Below are 20181 nucleotides of genomic sequence, written 5' to 3'. Positions count from 1 at the left end.
GTGCATCGGGCCCGGCGCTCCAGGGCGCCGCGTTGTGGATGGCCGGCGTGGCCGCGGGGTTTGCCATCGGTGTGGTCGCGTCGCTCCTGGGCGTGGCCGGTGGTGAACTGCTGATCCCGACACTGGTGCTGCTGTTTGGCATCGAGCTGAAGCTGGCGGGCAGCGTCTCATTGGCCATCAGCCTGCCCACGATGCTGGTTGGCTTTGCGCGCTACAGCCGTGACCGCAGTTTTGTGGTGTTGGGCACACATCGCGGCTTTGTTGTGTCGATGGCGGTGGGCTCGCTTCTGGGCGCGGGACTGGGCGGGGTGCTGCTGGGGGTCGTGCCTGCGGCGGTGCTGCTGCCCGTTCTTGCCGCCATCCTCGTGGTCTCGGCGATCAAGCTCTGGCGACACGCCTGAAACCCCATCGGAGATCGACATGAACTTACGCCTCGTACTTGGCCGTGGCAATGTCGGGTCGGCGGTGGCGCACCGGTTCTTCTTGAGCGGCGCCGACGTGGTGCTGGCGGACGAGACTGCTCCCCACCTATCCACGCCGGGGCATGGACTTCTCCGATGCTCAGTTCAACGGCAAGGCGACGGTGGAAGGGGTGGCCGGGCTGTTGGTGGCCGATATCGGTGATCTGACAGCCCAGTGCGCGGAACTGGCACGAGGCTGTCAGAGAGTTCGGACTTGTTCAATGCTGGATAGATTGATTGCCGACACACGCAATGCGGAAAACATCCACTGAAATCCAAGGATTGGCTCTCGCCAAGTTGACGTAGATATGTCCAAACGGACATAATCGTGGCGATGTCAAAGCAAGCGCGCAAGCCCATCAAATGGGTCAGTTCCGCCAAGCGGGATCTGGATGCAATGCCGGATGACGTGAAAGATGTCTTCGGTCATGCCATCGGCCTGGCTCAAGCCGGTGGCAAGCACCAGGGTGCCAAAGTGCTGACGGGTTTCGGTTCGGCAGGCGTACTGGAGGTCATCGAGGACCATCAGGGTGACACCTTCCGGGCGGTCTATACCGTCAAGTTCGCCGGTTGGGTTTATGTCTTGCACTGCTTCCAGAAGAAGTCCAAAAGCGGCATCGCCACGCCAAAGCAGGACATGGACTTGATCAATACCCGACTGAAAGCCGCGAAGCAGGATTTCGAAGCATGGCAGGCACAGCAAGGAGTACGCAAATGAATGGGCACAACGTAATCACGATCGAAGAAGGCGGCACGAATGTCTATGCCGACCTGGGTTACACCGACGCTGCGGAAATGCAGCGTAAATCCCAACTCGCGGGCGAGATCGCGCGTGCGATCAAGGCACGTCGCCTGACGCAGGAAGGTGCGGCGAAGCTGCTGGGCATCGATCAATCCAAGGTCTCGCGCATCACGCGCGGCCAATTCCGCGGTGTCAGCGAAGCCAAGTTGCTGGAACTGGTGGCCAAGCTGGGTCACGATGTGAAGATCGTGGTTGGCCCGGTGCGGCGGCGCGCCGGCAAGATTGAGCTGCAATTTGCCTGAACTCGCCTCGCGGCGGCAGGTGCGTTCCAAAGCCCGATGCGATGGCTGCGCAAAAAAAATCGGCTGGCGCCAATCCTCCTGACGGAGTAGCAGCCCTGACGACCCCGATATGACTCGTCTTGCACAATACATCGAGGCAGCTGAGAGCGACAACACACGCCGGAGTTACGCTTCGGCGATACGCCACTTTGAAGTCGAGTGGAAGGGTTTGCTGCCTTCCACAGCGGACGCCATTGCCCGCTACCTGGCCGACCACGCCGCCACCTTGGCCATCAACACCCTTCGCCAGCGTCTAGCGGCGCTGTCTCGCTGGCACACCGATCAAGGCTTTCCCGACCCCACCAAATCGGCTCTGGTGCGACAGGTGCTCAAGGGCATTCGCGCCGTCCACGGCGCGCCAGAAAAGCGCGCCCGGCCACTCGAACTGGCCGTGCTGCAGCAAGTTGATCAGTGGCTCGACACCGCCATCAGCCATGCGAAGCAGTCTGGTGACAGCTCAGCCGTGCTGCGCCACACGCGCGACCGCAGCCTGATGCTGCTGGGGTTTTGGCGCGGCTTCCGCTCCGACGAACTGGTCAACCTGCGTGTGGAGAACGTTGAGGTCACCCCCGGCCAGGGCATGGCCTGCTACCTGGGCCGTAGTAAAGGCGACAGGCAGCATCAGGGCCGCGTTTTCAGCTGCCCTGCGCTGACCCGCCTGTGTCCCGTGACGGCCTTCAATGCCTGGGTCAGTCTCGCTGGATTGACCGAGGGTCCGGTGTTCCGCAAGATTGACCGCTGGGGCCATGTGGCCGAGGAGAGCCTGCACGTCAACAGCTTGATCCCCTTGCTACGCAGTCTGTTCGTCGAATCAGGCGTCGAGTCACCTGAGGAATACAGCAGCCACTCCATGCGCCGCGGTTTTGCGGGCTGGGCCCGCGCCAGCGGCTGGGACATCAAGGAGCTGATGGAGTACGTCGGCTGGAAGGATGTCAAATCGGCCATGCGCTACTTGAAGGCATCGGATTCAAGTCTGCAAGCGCGCTTCGAGCAGGGCCTGGCTGCCCTGGCGCCGCTAGCCCATTTGCTACCGCCACCGTTGCTCCTGGTGACAGAGCAGACGGGTGGTGCACACCCACCCGCCGAAGTAACAATGTCTGTTGCGGTCCTGCGCGTCACGATGACCCTGGCCCGGTTCAGCAAACAGTCGCGCGGCCTCGCGCGCGGCCACCGGCTGATCGAGCAGACCTGCTTTGAACGGTTTGCCATGCAGCGCCTGAACTCGGAGGGCACGCTGTACGAGCTTACGATTCCTCACCCGTCCCGTGACGCGCTGGACGAGGTCATTGCCGCGCTACTGGACGACATGTACCGTGTCGCCGAAGACAACCAGTGCCTGCTGGAAACCTCGTTTCATGAGCCGGCGACCGATTCACACTGGGATTGAGGCGATGGGTAGGCAAGCATCCCGGCGGGGCAGTCCCCGCCCATGACCACGCTCCATGAAACGGCTTATCCCAGTCTGAGGTCCGATCCGACACCCCGTGAGTTGGCGGAGCTTTACACGCCGACCGAAGATGAACAACGCCTGGCTGCCGACATCGGCAAGCGCGCCTTGCTGCGCATGGCGGCGCTGATCCACCTGAAGGTCTTCCAGCGCCTGGGATATTTCATCCCACTGGCCGAGGTGCCCCAGGTGATTCGAGAGCACATTGCGCTGCAGGCGGGCGTGATTCGGCCGCCCTTGGTGGCAGACCTCAAGCGCTTGGAGGCCTCGGGCGCGCGTTCGGCGCTTTTCGCGGCGCTGCGCCGCCACCTGAATGTGAGGCCGCTGGACGCCGCGGGCCATGACTGGCTGGACGTCGTGGCGGACACTGCGGCCGAGACGAAACACGCCGTGGCCGACATCATCAACGTGATGCTGGAGGAGTTGGTCCACCATCGCTATGAATTGCCGGCCTTCTCGACGCTGGACCGGATGGCGTTTCGTGCCCGGGAAAAGAGCAACAACCAGTATTTTTCCGCCATCGCTGGGCAACTGACGGTAAAGACCAAGGCCTTGATCGATGGCTTGCTCAAGACGGCCACGGGTGAGTCGGCGTCACCCTGGCAAATGCTCAAGCGCGAGCCCAAGCGGCCCACCAACAAGGAAACACGGACCTACATCCAGCACATCCGGCGTCTGCAGCACTTGGTCGAACTGCTGCCCAAGCCCGAGGTGCCGGTACCCAAGCTCAAGCAGTTCCGGCTCCTGGCGCGCGCGCTCAATGCCACTGAGATGGCCGAACTCAAGCCACAAAAGCGCTATGCGCTGGCGGTGATCTTCATCCGGGCGCAGCATGCCCAATCGCTGGACGACGCTGCCGACCTGTTCATCCGCCTGATGCAGAACCTGGAGAACAATGCCCGGCAGAAACTGTTGTCCTTCCAGCAGGAGCGCGTCCACAAAACCGACATGCTGGTCGGCCAACTCCGGGACATCCTGGGCGCTTATCAGTTGAATGGTTCGGACGAACAGCGCGTGCAGGCCATCAGCACGACCCTGGTGGCCGAGGTGGACGAGCTGCTGAACGAATGCGAACAGCACCTGGCCTATGCCGGGCGCAACCACCTGCCGTTCCTGCTGCAGCCGTACAAGATGGTGCGAGCGCAGCTTCTCAACTGCATCGACATCGCGTCGCCCAAGGCCAGCAGCGAGGACCTGGTGGTGGAGCGGCTGATGGAGGCCCTCTCCAAACTGCGCGACAACCGCGCCGACACCGTGTCGCTGGACATGCTTGGCCTGAGTGAAGACACGGATTTGCGCTGGATGTCGGCCCAGTGGAGAAAGCTTGTGCTGGTCAAACCGGAGGCCAAAGGCCGCGTGGAGGCCGTCCGCCGCCGGTATTTTGAGCTGGCCGTCATGCACGCCGTCAAGGACGATCTGAAGTCTGGAGACCTCTTCATCAAGTTCGGGGAGCGCTACGACGACTACCGCGAGCAGTTGGTCGATGACGAAACCTTTGAACGCGAGCTGGGCGGCTATGGGCAGGTCACGGGCATCGAGACGGAGCCCGGCGCCTTCGTGTCGAAGCTCAAATCGTCCATGGCGCTGCGGGCCGTGGAAATCGATGCCGGTTTCCCGGAGAACGCCCATGCAGAAATCGTCGATGGGCGCCTGATCCTCAGAAAGCCGCCTCGCTCCGACATCGTCGAGGCGGCCGCCCGCATCGACGGCATGATCACCGAGCGGATGGAGGCGGCCAGCATCGTGGACGTGATGATCGACACCGAGCGGTGGTTGGACCTTCACAAGCTGTTTCGTCCGCTGGCGGGGACCGACAGCCGCCTTGAGGACTTGCGTATGCGCGTTATCACGACCTTGTTCTGCTATGGCTGCAACCTGGGACCCGTTCAGACCGCCAAATCGATCAAAGGTCTGAGCCGGCGTCAGATTTCCTGGCTGAACCTGAAATACGTCAGCGAAGACCTTCTGGACAAGGCCATCGTCAAGGTGATCAACGCCTACAACAAGTTCGAACTGCCCGGTTACTGGGGCACCGGCAAACACGCATCGGCCGATGGCACCAAGTGGAACCTGTACGAGCAGAACCTGCTGTCCGAGCACCACATCCGCTATGGCGGCTACGGGGGCATCGGCTACTACCATGTCTCCGACAAGTTCATCGCACTGTTCAGTCACTTCATTTCTTGTGGCACCTATGAGGGCATCCACATCCTCGATGGGCTGATGAGCAACGAGTCCGATATTCGGCCCGACACGATCCACGGTGACACGCAGGCACAGAGCTACCCGGTTTTTGCGCTGGCTCACTTGCTTGGCATCCAACTCATGCCGCGCATCCGGGGCATCCAGGACCTGAAATTTCATCGGCCGGAGTCGGGCGCCTCATACCAGAACATCAATGCGTTGTTCAGCGACGTGATCGATTGGGCGCTGATTGAACTGCATTTGCCGGCGATGCTGCGGGTGGCGGTGTCCATCAAGACGGGCAAGATCACGCCGTCGGCCATCCTGCGCCGGCTCGGCACTTACAGCCGCAAGAACAAGCTGTACTTCGCGTTCGTCGAACTCGGCAAAGTCATCCGGACCATGTTCCTGCTCAGCTACATCGGCGATGTCGGATTGCGCAAGGTGATCCACGCCGAGACCAACAAGAGCGAGCAGTTCAACGGCTTTGCCGGCTGGTCCTTCTTCGGGGGCGAGGGGATCATTGCCGAGAACATCCGGCACGAGCAGCGCAAGGTGATCAAGTACAACCACCTCGTGGCCAACATGATCATCCTGCACAACGTGGTGGGCATGACACGTGTGCTGCGAGAGCTTCGCGACGAAGGTACCGAGATCACGCCGGAGATACTGGGTGGTCTTGCGCCGTTTCGCACAGCCCATATCAACCGGTTTGGGGACTACACACTCGACTTCCGGCGGAAGATCGGACCGCTGGATTTTGATGTCACCATAATTCCAATGGAATCATAGAGTTAGGTCCATTTCTGCTGTTTTTTACATGAATCCCTGCCGACCCTCATTTAGGCGGTGTGCCCATGGCTTGAAGAGCCAACGGTGCAAAGAGTCCTGCCTCAGCGCGACTCTTTGTAATCATGCGTTACGATCTTGTGGCATGACTACGACGATATTTGCCCAACCCTTTGAGCCTGTGGGGTGCCGATCCTGTCGTGACAAGACGCAGTTGCCCTTTGAGTTCACGATGGCATTTCAGCCGATCATGGACCTGGAGTTGGACCGCCCCTTTGCCTATGAAGCCCTGGTGCGCGGTGTCGATGGCGAATCCGCGGGCACGGTGCTGTCATGGGTGGACGACACCAACCGCTATCGTTTTGACCAGGCCTGCCGCGTCAAGGCCATCGAACTCGCGTCCCGGTTGGGCTTGGCCGCATTGCCCGACTGCCGTCTGAGCATCAACTTCCTGCCGAACGCTGTATACCGTGCAGAGACCTGCATCCGCGCCACCATGGAAGCGGCCATGGAGTTCAACTTCCCGCACAACCGCATCATGTTTGAGGTGACGGAAGGTGAGCAGGTGACCAACGGGGCGCACCTGAAGTCCATCTTCAACGAGTACCGCCGCCAGGGGTTGATCACTGCGATCGACGACTTTGGTGCCGGGTATGCGGGCCTGAACATGCTGGTGCAGTTCCAGCCACATGTGCTCAAGATCGACATGGAGCTGATCCGCAACATCGACCAAGACCCTGTTCGCCAAGCCATCGTGTGTGGCATCGCGTTGGTGTGCCAGCGCCTGTCCATCGACATCGTGGCAGAGGGCATCGAAACCACCGCAGAGTCGGTGTACCTGCGCTCGGTGGGCATCCGGTACCAGCAGGGCTATTTATTCGCCAGGCCCGGTTGGGAAATGCTACCGCTGGCTCCTCACGTGGTTTGAACCTCAGAGGCTTGGCCCTGAGGCGTTAGGCAATGCGTTTTGTGAGGACATTGACCCGCATCAATTGCACCCGGGCTTTTGTGTAACCCACTGTATGCACCAAAAGGTAGCGTCCTCCTTGTGAAATTCCTGCGTTCGCTGTGCCATGCATGTGGATATGCCAAAAAGGAAACGGCTTCAGTGTTTACCTTCACGGCAGCGTGTGATTTCTTGGGTAGAGTGGACGGTGAGCACATTACTTACAAGGAGAAATTACATGAGCCAAAAAGTTGCGTACGTCACCGGCGGCATGGGCGGCATCGGGACCGCGATCTGCCAGCGCCTGCACAAGGAAGGCTTCAAGGTCATTGCCGGTTGCGGCCCAACCCGTGACCACGCCAAGTGGCTGGCAGAGCAAAAAGCGCTGGGTTACAGCTTTTTCGCATCGGTCGGCAATGTGGGCGATTGGGATTCCACCGTCGAGGCGTTCAGCAAGACCAAGGCTGAGCACGGCAGCATCGACGTGCTGGTCAACAACGCTGGCATCACGCGCGACCGCATGTTTCTCAAGATGTCGCGCGAAGACTGGGACGCTGTCATTGAGACCAACCTGAACAGCATGTTCAACGTCACCAAACAGGTGGTGGCAGACATGGTGGAAAAGGGCTGGGGCCGTATCGTGAACATCAGCTCGGTGAACGGCGAAAAGGGCCAGGCAGGTCAAACCAACTATTCCGCCGCCAAGGCGGGCATGCACGGTTTCTCCATGGCCCTTGCACAGGAACTGGCCACCAAGGGCGTGACCGTCAACACCGTGAGCCCTGGCTACATCGGCACCGACATGGTCAAGGCGATTCGTCCCGATGTACTGGAAAAGATTGTGGCCACCGTGCCCGTCAAGCGACTGGGTGAGCCCAGCGAAATCGCCTCGATCATTGCTTGGCTGGCATCGGAAGAGGGTGGCTACGCAACCGGCGCTGACTTCTCCGTCAACGGCGGCTTGCACATGGGTTGACCGTGAAATGGAGCGAATGGATTAGTTAGCTACTCATTCCTGCCGGACAACAAAAAACCCCGCGATGCGGGGTTTTTTGTTGAGAGGAGCAAGTAGAGGAAAGCGAAAGGACTGCCTGCTGAAGGCTGCCGCGCTTTCAGCAGCTGCGGGCCGGTGCGCGCTTGCGATCGCGTTCGTCTTCGGGCCAAGCGGACAATTTTGCGGTGGTATTCATACTGGAAAACTCCTGTGATGTACCAACAACGCGATCACCGTGCAGTCCGTTGACAGCATTCTGCAAAAAAATGCAATCGCTTGATCTTTACTTTGAGAACAAAACTCACTATAAAAATGATAGCTTCTTACGCTTGTAAATAAAGCGCAAACCGCAGAAAACTATCAAAAAAATTACAGCCTTTTACATCTTTAGCTCGGGGAGGCTACCGAAATTTCTTCAAGCTCCGCAGAAATTTCCAGCCATCGCTCTTCAAGCTGGGCCGTCTCGTCGTTGCCGGCTTTTAGCCGCTTTCCGCACTCCGCAATCTCCGATGGAGGCAATGCCTGGGTGAGTTTGTGCTCCAGCTCCGCACGGGTGGCTGACAGCACGGCCATGCGCTTGTCGATCTGTTCCAGCTCTTTTTTCAGCGGGCGCGTTCTCTCTGCGTGCTGCTGGCGCGTCTGCGCCGCCAGTTTGCGCTGCTCCCGCTGGTCACCCTGAACGACGTCAGGCACAGCAGCGGGTGCTGCAACCTCTGCAACAGCAACTGGCACCGCAGCGGCCTTGCCTGCGACCATTTCTGCTTGTTCTGCCTGCTTGGCCTCTTCACGCAAGCGTTTGGATTCTTCCAGCAGGTAGCGCTGGTAGTCGTCCAGATCCCCATCGAAGGGGCCCACAACGCCACGGCCCACCATCCAGAAGTCTTCGCAGACCGAGCGCAACAGCGAACGGTCGTGGCTGACCAGCATGACGGTGCCGTCGAAATCGTTGATGGCCATGGCCAGCGCTTCGCGGGTGGCCAAGTCCAGGTGGTTGGTAGGCTCGTCCAGCAGCAGCAGATTGGGGCGCTGCCACACGATCATCGCCAGCACCAGACGGGCTTTTTCGCCGCCGCTCATGGTGCCCACGGCCTGCTTGACCATGTCGCCCGTGAAGTTGAATGTGCCCAGATAGCTGCGCAGGTCTTGCTCGCGGCTGGGCTGCTTGATGTCCGGGCCGAGTTCCTTCGCTAAGCGGATCATGTGCTCCAGCGGGTTCTCTGCCGGGCGCAGCACGTCCAGCTCTTGCTGGGCAAAGTAGCCAATGTTCAGGCCCTTGCCCTCGGTCACGCTGCCGCTCAACGCCTTCATGGTGCGCGCAATGGTTTTGACCAGGGTCGACTTGCCCTGGCCGTTGGCGCCCAGAATACCGATGCGCTGGCCGGCCAGTACCGAGCGATTGACGCCCGAGAGAATGGTGGTGGCGTTTCCGTCCTCGTCCACGTAGCCAAACGAGGCATCGCTGATTGCGAGCATCGGGTTAGGCAGATTGGCCGGTTCTTTGAATTCGAAGGTGAAGTCGGCTTCGGCCAACACCGGTCCGATCTTCTCCATGCGTTCGAGCTGCTTGACGCGGCTTTGCGCCTGCTTGGCCTTGCTGGCCTTGGCCTTGAAGCGGTCGATGAACTTCTGCAGGTGGGCCATCTTCTCTTGCTGCTTGGAGAAGCTGGCCTGTTGCAGTTCAAGCTGCTGGGCGCGCAGTTCTTCGAACTTGCTGTAGTTGCCGCCGTAGCGGTTCAGCTCACCTTGCTGGATTTGCAAAGTGACATTGGTGATGGCGTCCAGAAACTCGCGGTCATGGCTGATCACGATCATGGTGCCCGCATACCGCTTGAGCCAGGCTTCCAGCCACACGAGGGCGTCCAAATCCAAGTGATTGGTGGGCTCGTCCAGCAGCAGCAGGTCGCTGGGGCACATCAGCGCGCGTGCCAGCTGCAGGCGCATGCGCCAGCCGCCCGAGAAGCTGTTGACCGGTTGATCCAGTTCGCTGACGCGAAAGCCCAGGCCCAGGATGAGCGCCTGGGCGCGCGCCACGGCGTCGTGGGCGCCAGCATCATGCAAGTCTGAGTAAGCATGGGCGATGGCCATGCCGTCGTCACTGGCCTCGGCCTCGACCAGTTGGCGTTGCACTTCGGCCAGCCGCGTATCGCCTTCCAGCACGAACTCGGTCGCGGGCTGGTCGGTTTCGGGCATGTTCTGCGCGACCTCAGCCATGCGCCAGCTGGTGGGAATGTAAAAATCTCCGCCGTCTTCGTGCAGCTTGCCGCTGAGCAACGCGAACAGGCTGGATTTGCCCGCGCCATTGCGGCCCACAAGGCCTACGTTCTCGCCGGGGTTGATGGTGGCGGAAACGCTGTCGAGCACGACTTTGGCGCCGCGTCGCAGGGTGACGTTTTTAAGGGTGATCATCCGGAGCTCAGAAAAAAGCGCACCCGCGCGCGGCGGGTGGCAGTCAAAAACAAAAGCGCTCGTTCGGTGGCAAACGGCGCAAAAAAATCAGTGGTGCAGGGCTCTATTGTGCCGTGAGACGGGTTTGGGCGGTCAAAGCCTGCCGAGTCACCAGCAAAACCTGGTCTTCACCCGCACTGGTTTCTAGCCAATATGCGGGCAATTGCGGGAACGCGGCCTCGAAATAATCGCGCTCGTTTCCGATCTCCAGAATGATCACCGCGTTCTCGCTCATGCAGGCGGGCGCTGCTGCAAACAGCTGGCGCACAAAGTCCATACCGTCTTCGCCGCCCGCCAAGGCCAGCTCTGGCTCCGCACAGTACTCGGCGGGCAAGGCGGCCATGCTGGCTGCGTTCACGTAGGGCGGATTGCACAGGATCAGATCCCACGGGCCGGGCAGGGCAGCCAGGCCGTCAGACAGTTGCAACTGGATACGGTCTTGGAGTCCGTGTTTATCCACATTGATGCGGGCCACGGCCAGGGCATCGGCGGAGATGTCAGCGCCCGTGACTTCGACCTCGGGCCAGGCCATGGCGGCCAGCACGGCGAGGCTGCCGTTGCCGGTGCACAGGTCCAGCACCTTGCGGGTCTGGTCGCTCAAAAAGTCATCGATGCTGCCGTCTGCCAGCAGTTCGGCGATCAGGCTGCGCGGCACGATGGCGCGCTCGTCCACATAAAACGGCACGCCCTGAAGCCAGGCCTCTCGCGTGAGGTACGCAGCAGGCTTGCGGCTGCGAATGCGTTCTGCAAAAAGTGTAGCTACCTGCGCAAGCTGGTCTTGCGCTACGGGCTGATTTCTTATCGAATCGGGAGCATCAGACAGGTCACTGTCCAGCGGCAGGCCCAGGCGCCACAGCACCAGCCATGCGGCCTCATCCTGCGCATTGGTCGTGCCATGGCCAAAGGACACACCAGTCGATGCCAGCCACAGCGCGCCGGATTCCACCAGCGCTCCAACGGTGTTTCCGGAAAGCGCTCCGGTTGGGGGCAGTGCGCTCATGCCGCAATGGCCGCGTTTGCCAAAGCCTGCGCATGCAGGTTTTCGAGCGTGCGGCGGTAAATGTTCTTGAGCGGCTCAATGTCGGCCACCACCACGTGCTCGTCGATCTTGTGGATGCTGGCGTTGGGCGGGCCCATCTCGATGACCTGCGGGCACACCTGGGCGATGAAGCGGCCGTCGCTGGTGCCGCCGGTGGTGGACAGCTCGGTGGTGAGCCCCGTTTCTGCCGCAATGGCTTGTTGCACTGCGCTTACCAGCTCGCCGGGTGTCGTCAAAAATGGCTGTCCGCCAAGGGTCCAGCGCAGGTCGTACTCCAGTTCGTGGCGGTCCAGCACCGCGTGTACGCGTTGCTGCAACCCTTCGGCCGTGGACTCGGTGGAGAAGCGGAAGTTGAAATCGACCACCACTTCGCCGGGAATCACGTTGGTGGCGCCCGTGCCGCCATGGACGTTGCTGATCTGCCAGCTAGTGGGCGGGAAGAACGCATTGCCTTGGTCCCACACCGTGGCCGCCAGCTCGGTCAACGCGGGCAAGGCCTGGTGAATGGGGTTGCGCGCGAGCTGCGGGTAGGCAATGTGGCCCTGGATGCCTCGCACGGTGAGCTTGCCGCTGAGCGTGCCACGGCGGCCGTTCTTGATCATGTCACCCGTGCGCTCCACCGACGTGGGCTCGCCCACGATGCAGTAGTCGAGGCGCTCGCCGCGCGCGTTCAGTTGCTCGACGACCACCTTGGTCCCGTCGACCGAAGGGCCTTCTTCGTCGCTGGTTAACAAAAACGCGATGGTGATCTGTGGATCGGGCGTGGCTGCGAGGAATTCTTCAACGGCCACGACAAACGCCGCAATCGAGGTTTTCATGTCGCTGGCACCGCGGCCGTACAGCTTGCCGTCTTTGTGGGTGGGCACAAAGGGGTCGCTGCTCCACTGGGCCAAAGGGCCGGTCGGCACCACATCTGTGTGGCCAGCAAATACTACTGTTTTGATAGCTGCTTGCGCTTTATCAGTAAGCGCTGGAGGCCTTTTTGCCCATAAATTACTGACGCGAAAATCCTCTGGGCCACTGTCCAGCCGCTCGCACACAAAACCCAGCGGGGTCAGCCGGTCTGCAAGCAGGTCAAGGCACCCCGCATCCTCGGGCGTGATGGAAGGAAGGGAAATGAGCTGTTCGGCAAGGTGCAGGGTGCGGGACATGGGGGTAAGGAACTCAGGGAAGGCGTTCAGGCAACTGGTTGTTCAATGCGCGGTCCAGGAAACTGGCGCAAACGAGGCCAGTGCCACCGTGGAACTGGCTTTGCCAGGCCACCGGTGGCGTCCCCCTCCCGAAGGAGAGGGGGAAGGCGCCGCAGGCGACTCAGGGGGTGTTTCACTTCATGCTGCCGGCTTGACGTCCAGCACGATCTCGGTGAACGAAGGTGCGTCGTCGGGTGCGTCGCGCGCTTCTTTCTGGGCCTTGGCTGCGTTGGCTGCCAGGGAGAAGTCGTTTTGCAGACGCCACATGAGGTTGGTGGGGGAGTCCGCGTAGGCCATGCCTTCCTTGCGGTCGATCCGGGCGTCCATGATCAAGCGGGCCAGGGCTTCTTCAAAGGTCAGCGAGCCTTCGGCCATGGATTTTTCCATCGCTTCCTTCACGCCGGAGAAGTCGCCTTTTTCAATCAACTCGGACACCAGCTTGGTGTTGAGCATGACCTCGACCGCTGGCACGCGGCCGCCGTCCACCGTGCGCACCAGGCGCTGCGACACGATGGCCTTGAGCGCCGAGGCCAGGTCGCCCAGCATGGTGGGGCGCACTTCGACAGGGTAGAACGACAGGATACGGTTGAGCGCGTGGTAGCTGTTGTTGCCGTGCAGCGTGGCCAGGCACAGGTGACCCGACTGCGCATAGGCAATGGCGGCCGACATGGTTTCACGGTCGCGGATTTCGCCGATCAGGATCACGTCGGGCGCCTGGCGCAATGCGTTCTTCAGTGCCGTTTGCAGCGACTGGGTGTCGCTGCCAATCTCGCGCTGGTTCACGATCGATTTCTTGTTCTTGAACTGGTACTCGACCGGGTCCTCAATGGTGAGGATGTGGCCCGTCAGGGCTTCGTTGCGCGTGTCGATCATCGACGCCAGCGAGGTGCTTTTGCCCGAGCCCGTGGCGCCCACCATCAGGATCAGGCCGCGCTTTTCCATGATGAGGTCTCGCATCACGGGCGGCAGGCCCAGCGAGTCAAACTCTGGAATGTGCTGAGAGATGAAACGGATCACCACCGCGTAGCTGCCGCGCTGGCGCATGGCGCTGACGCGAAAGCGCCCCACGCCCGCGAGCGGAACGCCCATATTGAGCTCGCCCGTTTCTTCCAGCTCTTCGATGCGGTCCGGCGGGACGACTTCGGAGAGCAGGTTGCGCGGCGCGTCGGGCGGCAGGATCTGGTTGTTGATCGGCACGCATTCGCCGTTGATCTTGATCAATGCCGGGGCATTGGCCGACAGGTAAACGTCTGATGCCTTCTTTTCGCTCATCAGGCGAAGAATCCGCTCCATCGTGCTCATGGTGTTTCCCTCTTGTTGTCGGTCTGTGTCTCGGCGCTGATCATGCCGGTGGCCGGAATTGCGATCTACCGCCGTGCGATGCGATCCATCGTGCCGAATTGGATCAGTCGCGCAGCAGGTCGTTGATGCTGGTCTTGGAGCGTGTTTGCGCATCCACCTGCTTGACGATGATGGCAGCGTACATGCTGTAGGGTGCGCCATTGGCCGCCGTCTTGGGCAGATTGCCGCTGACTACCACCGAGCCCGAAGGCACGCGGCCATAGCTGATTTCGCCCGTCGCGCGGTTGAAGATGGGAGTGCTCTGACCCAGGTACACGCCCATGCCCAGCACGGAGTTTTCTTCGACTACCACGCCTTCAACGACTTCGGAACGTGCGCCGATGAAGCAGTTGTCTTCAATGATGGTGGGGCCGGCCTGCAGCGGCTCCAGCACGCCGCCAATGCCCACGCCGCCCGAGAGGTGCACGTTGGCGCCGATCTGAGCGCATGAACCCACGGTCGCCCAGGTGTCCACCATGGTGCCTTCGCCCACATAGGCGCCGATGTTCACGTACGAAGGCATCAGGATCGCGCCCTTGGCGATGAAGCTGCCGCGGCGGGCCACGGCGGGTGGCACCACGCGCACGCCGGTGGCCTTCATTTCTTCTTCCGTCAGGTGGGCAAACTTGGTCTGCACCTTGTCGTAAAAGCCCAGGTCACCGGCCTTGACCACTTCGTTGTCCTTGAGGCGGAACGACAGCAGCACGGCCTTCTTGATCCACTGGTGCACGGTCCACTGGCCCACGCCTTCGCGGGTGGCCACCCGCAGCGTGCCGTTGTTCAGCTCGGCGATCACGTGCTCGACAGCGTCCTGGATTTCCTTGGGGGCGGAAGCGGGGGACAGGCTGGCGCGGTTTTCCCAGGCGTTATCGATGGTGGTTTGCAGTTGTTGAGTCATGTTGTAGTCAGTCAGTCTGTGAATCAGGAATCGGGAATCGGGAATCAGGCGGTGCGGGATTGAATGAATTGCACAATGCGCAGTGCGGCTTCTGCACATTCTTCGGTTTCAGCCACCAGGGCCATGCGTACGCGCTGCGCGCCGGGGTTGCTGCCCTGGGCCTCTCGGGCCAGGTAACTGCCGGGGAGCACCGTGACATTGTATTGAGCCAGAAGGGCGCGCGCGAACTCGGCGTCGTCCATGCCAAGCGCCTCGGGCACCTTGGCCCACAGATAGAAACCTGCGTCTGGCAGCGCCACGTCCATCACGCCCGCCAGCAGCGGCGTGACCTGTGCAAATTTTTTGCGGTAGCGCGCTCGGTTTTCGACCACATGCTGCTCGTCACCCCAGGCGGCAATACTGGCAGCCTGCACGATGGGGCTCATCGCACTGCCGTGGTACGTGCGGTACAGCAGAAACGCCTTGATCAAAGCCGCATCGCCCGCCACGAAGCCGCTGCGCAAGCCGGGCACGTTGCTGCGCTTGGAGAGGCTGGTGAAAGAGATCAGGTTCTTGAAATCGCTACGGCCCAGTTTCGATGCGGCCTGCAAACCACCCAGTGGGGGCTCGTCGCGGAAGTAGATCTCGCTGTAGCACTCGTCCGAAGCAATCACAAAACCGTAGCGGTCACTCAGCTCGAAAAGCTTCTTCCATTCAGCAAGGGGCATCACCGCCCCGGTGGGGTTGCCCGGCGAGCACACAAACAGCAGCTGGGTGCGCTCCCACACGGCGTCGGGCACCGTGTCCCAGTTCACTGCAAAGTTGCGTGCCGGGTCGCTGGGTGCGTAGTAGGGAGTTGCGCCCGCAAGCAGGGCCGCGCCCTCGTAGATTTGATAAAAGGGATTGGGGCACACCACCAGTGGCTGGCCCTGTGATGGGTCGATGATCGTCTGGGCGAACGAGAACAAGGCCTCGCGCGACCCGTTGACTGGCAACACCTGGGTGCCGGGGTCCAGCGCGAGTTCATAGCGTTTCTGGAGCCACTGCGTGAACGCCTCGCGCAAGCGGGGCTCGCCCGCCGTGGCGGGATAACTGGCCAGTCCGCCCAGGTTGTTACTAAGTGCGTCTTTGATGAACTGGGGTGTAGGATGGCGGGGCTCACCCATGCCCAGGCTGATGGGGCTATAAGCCGCGGGAGGTGTCACTCCCGCAAAAAGCTGTCGCAGCCGCTCAAAGGGATAGGGCTGGAGGTGGGAAAGCAGGGGGTTCATGGGGCGACATTATGGGCGAATGGGCTTGTACTGATGGGATGACGGGGTGGTCTGTGCGGCTGCGTGAATGCCACGCCGGTGCGCCTATCGCAAACCCTCGCTGTGCCTGATTGTCAATTCGACGTAAGAGCGTGTACCTAGCATCGCCGGCACTCGTAAGAACCATAAGGGAGACAAGATGTCAGGATTCTTTGCACTGCGCCCGGGCCTGCGGTGGATGCGTCGATGGAATTTGCCGGGAAAATTGTTCACGTTGGGACTTTCGATGGCTCTGGCATTGGGGCTTGCGGCCATGTCCGCGCCCTGGTGGCTGGTGGCTCTGAGTGCCGTGGTGGTGATGTATGCACTGGTGGCTTTGTACGCCAGTCTGTCTTCAGACCTTGCAGATCTGGCCCGTGCCATGGACCTGACCACCGGCGGAGACCTGCGCGCCAGGGCGGGCACCTATGGCCGCGACGAGGTGGGCGGGCTGGCGAAGTCGCTGGACCGCATGGTGCTCACGCTGTCGTCCATGGTGGCCGATATCCGCAGCAACGCCGCCCTGGTCGCCCATGCGGGACAGAGCCTGGCAGATGGCAACAGGTCGCTTGCCGACCGCACCGAGCAGCAAGCCGCCAACCTGGAAGAAACCGCTGCCAGCGTGGAGCAGCTGTCGTCCGCCGTGCAGAACAACGCCCAGACTGCGCAGGGTGCCGACGCGCGTGCCGCTGCGGTTCGCAAGGCTGCTGATGCGGGGTCCGAAGCCATGGCTCGGGCGGTGCAGTCGGTCGAGGCCATTCAGCAGGGCGCGCGGCGCATGACCGAAATCATTGGAGTCATCGACAGCATTGCGTTTCAGACCAACATCCTGGCGCTGAACGCCGCTGTGGAGGCTGCCCGTGCGGGCGAGCAGGGACGTGGCTTTGCGGTGGTGGCGGGCGAGGTGCGCACGCTGGCGAAACGGTCGGGGGATGCTGCGCGCGAGATTCGCGAGCTGATCGGTGCGTCGGTGAGCCAGGTGGAAACCAGCGCGAGCCTCATCCGGTCGGCGGGTGAAGGTATTGCCGACATGGCGGGCGGCATTCGCAGCGTGGCAGCCAGCATGACCGAAATCTCAGGGTCGAGTGCCGAGCAAAGCACCGGCCTGCGCGAGATGAGTGCTGCCGTGCAGCAGCTTGACCAGATCACCCAGCACAACGCGCAGATGGTAGGCCAGGCCGTGCAGCAGGCCGAGGCGCTGGAAGTGCGTGCGTCGACCCTGTCCCGCGCGGTATCAGCGTTCCGCCTGCAACAGGGGACGGCTGAGGAGGCCGTGGCGTTGGTGAACAAGGCGGTGGCCTTGCACAAGAGCACCTCGCGCGACCAGTTCCTGCGCAGCATCACGGACAAGAGCCAGCCTTATCACGACCGGGACATGTATGTTTTTGTGCTGGACGCGGCGGGCACCTATCTGGCGTTTGGTGGCAATCAGGCCAAGGTGGGAACGCGCGTGCAGGACATTCCGGGCATTGCGGGCGACCGGCTGGTAAACGACATCGTCACCCAGGCAGAACATGCCCCTGGATGGGTGGAGTACGACATCACCAACCCCGCAACCGGGGCCGTGCAGACCAAGATGTCATACGTGAACCGCGTGGGCGACTGGTACGCAGGATGCGGTGTGTACAAGGCGCTAGCGGCCAAATAGCAATTAGCAATTAGCTGGGTGCCGCCGAACCGCGATGCACGCAAGCCAGCGGGCAGCGCTGTCTAAATCGGGCTCTGTGCCGGGGGAGACCGGCGTTGACGCGCCCGCTCCATAGCCGCCGCGATCGCCGCCTGCCGGGTCGTCGCAGCAGTGTCGGCGGTGGGCTGGGTCAGTGCTGCCTGGCTGGATTGCGTCTCCACATTGTCGCTGTCTTCCAGGGGCACGCGCGCTCTGTGTAACTGGTAACGCTCGCGGGCCTGCTGGGCCAACGGCGCAGACCACGCTGACCAGCCGGTGGCGGCACCACTGACGTTGTCGAGCTGAATGCAGTCCACCGGGCACACGGGGATGCAGAGTTCGCACCCTGTGCAGTACGGTTCGATGACGGTGTGCATCATCTTGTTGGAGCCCACGATGGCGTCAGTGGGGCAGGCTTTGATGCACAGCGTACAGCCGATGCACCAGGCCTCGTCGATAAACGCCACCGCACGGGGGGCTTCCACCCCGTGCTCCACACTCAACGGCATCACCGGCCGGCCGGTAATGGCCGAAAGGCGTGCCACACCCTCAGAGCCACCGGGTGGGCACTGGTTGATGGGCGCAGCCTCTTCGGCAATGGCCCGCGCATAGGCAGCGCAGTCGGGGTAGCCGCAGCGCGTGCACTGTGTCTGCGGCAGCGCAGCATCAATCAGCGCCGCAAGGTCTGCCAGGGCGGTCGCTGCGTGGGTGATGGGCTGGTTGGTCAACCTTTGCGCGCCGCGCTGCGGCGGGGGCGGGGTGCGGGTGCAGCCGTCACGGCCGCCTTGGCGGTACCCAGGTCAGATGCCGTGGGCGCCGCTGCGGCCCCGGTGGGCTCGTCGCCCTCAGGTTTCACCCAGCGCGTGGCTACTGCGGACGTTGGGACACTCGCAGCAACCGCCTTGGATGCAGCCTTCGGCGCGGGCTTGGCTAAGGGCTTGGCCAAAGCCTTGCTGCTTGCCACCGCCTGGGCTGGTTTGGAGGCTGATACCTTGGTCAAGGGGGCCGTCTTGGCCGGTGCCGTTTTGGCAGCAACACGGGCAGGGGCCTTGGCAGTAGGCTTGCTGACAACCGCCGCCTTGCGGGCTGGCGGGTTGTCGTCTGGAATTTCGGTCACGGCCACTGCTGCATTCTTCTGGGGCACTTCGTGCTCCAGAATGAACGCGCGAACTTGGGGGTACACGAGTTCGCGCCAGCGGCGGCCACTGAAGATGCCGTAGTGGCCTGCGCCCTTGGCTTCAAGGTGGCGCTGCTCCTTGCGCACAATGCCGCTGCACAGGTCGTGGGCGGCTTCGGTCTGGCCCGATCCGGAGATGTCGTCGAGCTCGCCTTCCACGGTGAACAGGGCGGTGGTCTTGATGTCCTGGGGGCGCACGCGCTCCACCTTGCCGTCGGGCGAGCGCACGTCCCAGGTGCCATGCACCAGCTTGTAGTCCTGGAACACGGTCTGAATGGTTTCCAGGTAGTAGTCCGCATCCATGTCCAGCACGGCGTTGTATTCGTCGTAGAACTTGCGATGGGCTTCCACGCTGGTGTCGTCGCCCTTGATCAGATCCTTGAAGTAGTCGTAGTGGCTGGTGGCATGACGGTCCGGGTTCATGGCCACGAATCCGGTGTACTGCAAAAAGCCGGGGTAAACGCGTCGGCCTGCGCCCGGGAAGTTCTCTGGCACGCGGTAGATCACATTGTTTTCAAACCACTCAAAGCTGCGGTTGGTGGCCAAGTTGTTCACCGATGTGGGCGACTTGCGCGCGTCGATGGGGCCGCCCATCATGGTCATGGTCAGTGGCGTGGTTTCGCCGCGGCTGGCCATCAGCGACACAGCGGCCAGCACAGGCACGGTGGGCTGGCAAACGCTGATCACATGGCAATTGCCATATATGCCCTGCAGGTGGCGGATGAACTCCTGCACGTAGTTCACGTAGTCGTCGAGGTGAAATTCACCGTCAGACAGCGGTACCAGACGAGCATTTTTCCAGTCGGTGATGTAGACCTTGTGGTCCTTGAGCATGGTGCGCACCGTGTCGCGCAGCAGCGTGGCGTAGTGGCCGGACAGCGGTGCCACGATCAACACCACGGGCTGTGTCTTGAGCTTGATCAGCGTCTTGGTGTCGTCCGAAAAGCGCTTGAAGCGGCGCAACTCACAAAACGGCTTGTCCACTTCGATGTGTTCATGCACCGCCACACCCACACCGTCCACATCGACCGTGTGGATACCAAAAGTCGGCTTCTCATAGTCCTTGCCCAGTCGGTACAGCAGGTCGTACCCGGCCGACATGCGCTGTGCCATCGGACTCTGGCTGAGCGGGGACATGGGGTTGCTGAAAAGTTTGGCAGCCGCCTGCGCGAAGTCCGTGAAGGGCTCCATCAAGGAGCGCTGGGTTTCGTAGAGGTGATAGAGCATGGGGCGGAACTCCGTTATGTTGCAGT

Annotated in this window: 17 protein-coding genes; 9 read left to right on the top strand and 8 right to left on the bottom strand. The window is 61.6% G+C overall.

Annotation, left to right across the window (positions count from 1 at the left end; genetic code table 11):
- The 8 genes from ACK4OE_RS15715 to phbB all read left to right on the top strand — a co-directional run.
- Positions 1-401, top strand: a 401-nt coding sequence (locus tag ACK4OE_RS15715) for a TSUP family transporter (protein WP_409885847.1), incomplete at its 5' end; no start/stop codon positions are given.
- Positions 402-544: 143 nt separating this feature from the next.
- Entirely contained in the window at positions 545-733 is a 189-nt protein-coding gene (locus ACK4OE_RS15710; protein WP_409885845.1) for a hypothetical protein, read from the top strand.
- Between the two features lie 62 nt (positions 734-795).
- Positions 796-1179 carry a type II toxin-antitoxin system RelE/ParE family toxin gene (locus ACK4OE_RS15705; protein ID WP_409885849.1) on the top strand — a complete coding sequence of 128 codons (384 nt, stop codon included), beginning with the start codon at positions 796-798 and terminating at the stop codon, positions 1177-1179.
- Positions 1176-1505, top strand: a complete 330-nt coding sequence (locus ACK4OE_RS15700) for a helix-turn-helix domain-containing protein (RefSeq protein ID WP_409885843.1) — start codon at positions 1176-1178, stop codon at positions 1503-1505. Before ACK4OE_RS15705 ends, ACK4OE_RS15700 begins: the two co-directional genes overlap by 4 nt.
- Positions 1506-1614: 109 nt before the next feature.
- Positions 1615-2931: a site-specific integrase gene (locus ACK4OE_RS15695; RefSeq protein WP_409885841.1), complete on the top strand. Its 1317-nt coding sequence runs from the start codon at positions 1615-1617 to the stop codon at positions 2929-2931.
- Positions 2932-2973: 42 nt separating this feature from the next.
- Positions 2974-5967 carry a Tn3 family transposase gene (locus tag ACK4OE_RS15690; protein ID WP_409885839.1) on the top strand — a complete coding sequence of 998 codons (2994 nt, stop codon included), beginning with the start codon at positions 2974-2976 and terminating at the stop codon, positions 5965-5967.
- A 229-nt stretch (positions 5968-6196) separates the two neighbouring features.
- Positions 6197-6892 carry an EAL domain-containing protein gene (locus ACK4OE_RS15685; RefSeq protein ID WP_409885837.1) on the top strand — a complete coding sequence of 232 codons (696 nt, stop codon included), beginning with the start codon at positions 6197-6199 and terminating at the stop codon, positions 6890-6892.
- A 256-nt stretch (positions 6893-7148) separates the two neighbouring features.
- Entirely contained in the window at positions 7149-7886 is a 738-nt protein-coding gene (phbB, locus tag ACK4OE_RS15680) for an acetoacetyl-CoA reductase (protein ID WP_409885835.1), read from the top strand.
- A gap of 405 nt (positions 7887-8291) precedes the next feature.
- On the opposite strand, the gene ACK4OE_RS15675 is transcribed toward phbB, so the two are convergent.
- The 6 genes from ACK4OE_RS15675 to dapC form a co-directional block, all read right to left on the bottom strand.
- Positions 8292-10310: an ABC-F family ATP-binding cassette domain-containing protein gene (locus ACK4OE_RS15675; RefSeq protein ID WP_409885833.1), complete on the bottom strand. Its 2019-nt coding sequence runs from the start codon at positions 10308-10310 to the stop codon at positions 8292-8294.
- A gap of 103 nt (positions 10311-10413) precedes the next feature.
- Positions 10414-11349 (bottom strand): 50S ribosomal protein L3 N(5)-glutamine methyltransferase, encoded by a 936-nt coding sequence (prmB, locus tag ACK4OE_RS15670; RefSeq protein WP_409885831.1) that lies wholly within the window; start codon positions 11347-11349, stop codon positions 10414-10416.
- Positions 11346-12539: a succinyl-diaminopimelate desuccinylase gene (gene dapE, locus ACK4OE_RS15665; protein ID WP_409885829.1), complete on the bottom strand. Its 1194-nt coding sequence runs from the start codon at positions 12537-12539 to the stop codon at positions 11346-11348. Before dapE ends, prmB begins: the two co-directional genes overlap by 4 nt.
- 177 nt (positions 12540-12716) lie before the next feature.
- Entirely contained in the window at positions 12717-13880 is a 1164-nt protein-coding gene (locus tag ACK4OE_RS15660) for a PilT/PilU family type 4a pilus ATPase (RefSeq protein ID WP_409885827.1), read from the bottom strand.
- A 103-nt stretch (positions 13881-13983) separates the two neighbouring features.
- Entirely contained in the window at positions 13984-14817 is an 834-nt protein-coding gene (gene dapD / locus ACK4OE_RS15655; protein WP_409885825.1) for a 2,3,4,5-tetrahydropyridine-2,6-dicarboxylate N-succinyltransferase, read from the bottom strand.
- Between the two features lie 44 nt (positions 14818-14861).
- On the bottom strand, positions 14862-16067 hold the full coding sequence (gene dapC, locus ACK4OE_RS15650) for a succinyldiaminopimelate transaminase (protein WP_409885823.1): 1206 nt from the start codon (positions 16065-16067) through the stop codon (positions 14862-14864).
- 178 nt (positions 16068-16245) lie between these two features.
- On the opposite strand from dapC, the gene ACK4OE_RS15645 reads away from it, so the two are divergent.
- Positions 16246-17733, top strand: a complete 1488-nt coding sequence (locus tag ACK4OE_RS15645; RefSeq protein WP_409885821.1) for a methyl-accepting chemotaxis protein — start codon at positions 16246-16248, stop codon at positions 17731-17733.
- Positions 17734-17795: 62 nt separating this feature from the next.
- Here ACK4OE_RS15645 and ACK4OE_RS15640 read toward each other — a convergent pair whose 3' ends face one another.
- Both ACK4OE_RS15640 and ACK4OE_RS15635 read right to left on the bottom strand, forming a co-directional pair.
- Positions 17796-18479 (bottom strand): RnfABCDGE type electron transport complex subunit B, encoded by a 684-nt coding sequence (locus tag ACK4OE_RS15640; RefSeq protein ID WP_409885819.1) that lies wholly within the window; start codon positions 18477-18479, stop codon positions 17796-17798.
- Positions 18476-20155 (bottom strand): polyhydroxyalkanoate depolymerase, encoded by a 1680-nt coding sequence (locus tag ACK4OE_RS15635; RefSeq protein ID WP_409885817.1) that lies wholly within the window; start codon positions 20153-20155, stop codon positions 18476-18478. Before ACK4OE_RS15635 ends, ACK4OE_RS15640 begins: the two co-directional genes overlap by 4 nt.
- Positions 20156-20181: the final 26 nt, after the last annotated feature.

This window comes from Acidovorax sp. (assembly GCF_046314175.1).
GTDB lineage: Bacteria > Pseudomonadota > Gammaproteobacteria > Burkholderiales > Burkholderiaceae_C > Acidovorax.
The sequence above is the reverse complement of the archived record's forward strand: the minus strand, read 5'-3'. Positions and strand labels throughout refer to the sequence as shown.

Excerpts from the sequence above, each read along its gene's own strand:
- ACK4OE_RS15675 (WP_409885833.1), bottom strand. The coding sequence starts at position 10,310 with ATGATCACCCTTAAAAACGTCACCCTGCGACGCGGCGCCAAAGTCGTG.
- ACK4OE_RS15695 (WP_409885841.1), top strand. The coding sequence starts at position 1,615 with ATGACTCGTCTTGCACAATACATCGAGGCAGCTGAGAGCGACAACACA.
- phbB (WP_409885835.1), top strand. The coding sequence starts at position 7,149 with ATGAGCCAAAAAGTTGCGTACGTCACCGGCGGCATGGGCGGCATCGGG.
- ACK4OE_RS15710 (WP_409885845.1), top strand. The coding sequence starts at position 545 with ATGGACTTCTCCGATGCTCAGTTCAACGGCAAGGCGACGGTGGAAGGG.
- ACK4OE_RS15705 (WP_409885849.1), top strand. The coding sequence starts at position 796 with ATGTCAAAGCAAGCGCGCAAGCCCATCAAATGGGTCAGTTCCGCCAAG.
- ACK4OE_RS15690 (WP_409885839.1), top strand. The coding sequence starts at position 2,974 with ATGACCACGCTCCATGAAACGGCTTATCCCAGTCTGAGGTCCGATCCG.
- ACK4OE_RS15685 (WP_409885837.1), top strand. The coding sequence starts at position 6,197 with ATGGCATTTCAGCCGATCATGGACCTGGAGTTGGACCGCCCCTTTGCC.
- ACK4OE_RS15700 (WP_409885843.1), top strand. The coding sequence starts at position 1,176 with ATGAATGGGCACAACGTAATCACGATCGAAGAAGGCGGCACGAATGTC.
- ACK4OE_RS15635 (WP_409885817.1), bottom strand. The coding sequence starts at position 20,155 with ATGCTCTATCACCTCTACGAAACCCAGCGCTCCTTGATGGAGCCCTTC.
- prmB (WP_409885831.1), bottom strand. The coding sequence starts at position 11,349 with ATGAGCGCACTGCCCCCAACCGGAGCGCTTTCCGGAAACACCGTTGGA.
- dapD (WP_409885825.1), bottom strand. The coding sequence starts at position 14,817 with ATGACTCAACAACTGCAAACCACCATCGATAACGCCTGGGAAAACCGC.
- ACK4OE_RS15660 (WP_409885827.1), bottom strand. The coding sequence starts at position 13,880 with ATGAGCACGATGGAGCGGATTCTTCGCCTGATGAGCGAAAAGAAGGCA.
- dapC (WP_409885823.1), bottom strand. The coding sequence starts at position 16,067 with ATGAACCCCCTGCTTTCCCACCTCCAGCCCTATCCCTTTGAGCGGCTG.
- ACK4OE_RS15645 (WP_409885821.1), top strand. The coding sequence starts at position 16,246 with ATGTCAGGATTCTTTGCACTGCGCCCGGGCCTGCGGTGGATGCGTCGA.
- dapE (WP_409885829.1), bottom strand. The coding sequence starts at position 12,539 with ATGTCCCGCACCCTGCACCTTGCCGAACAGCTCATTTCCCTTCCTTCC.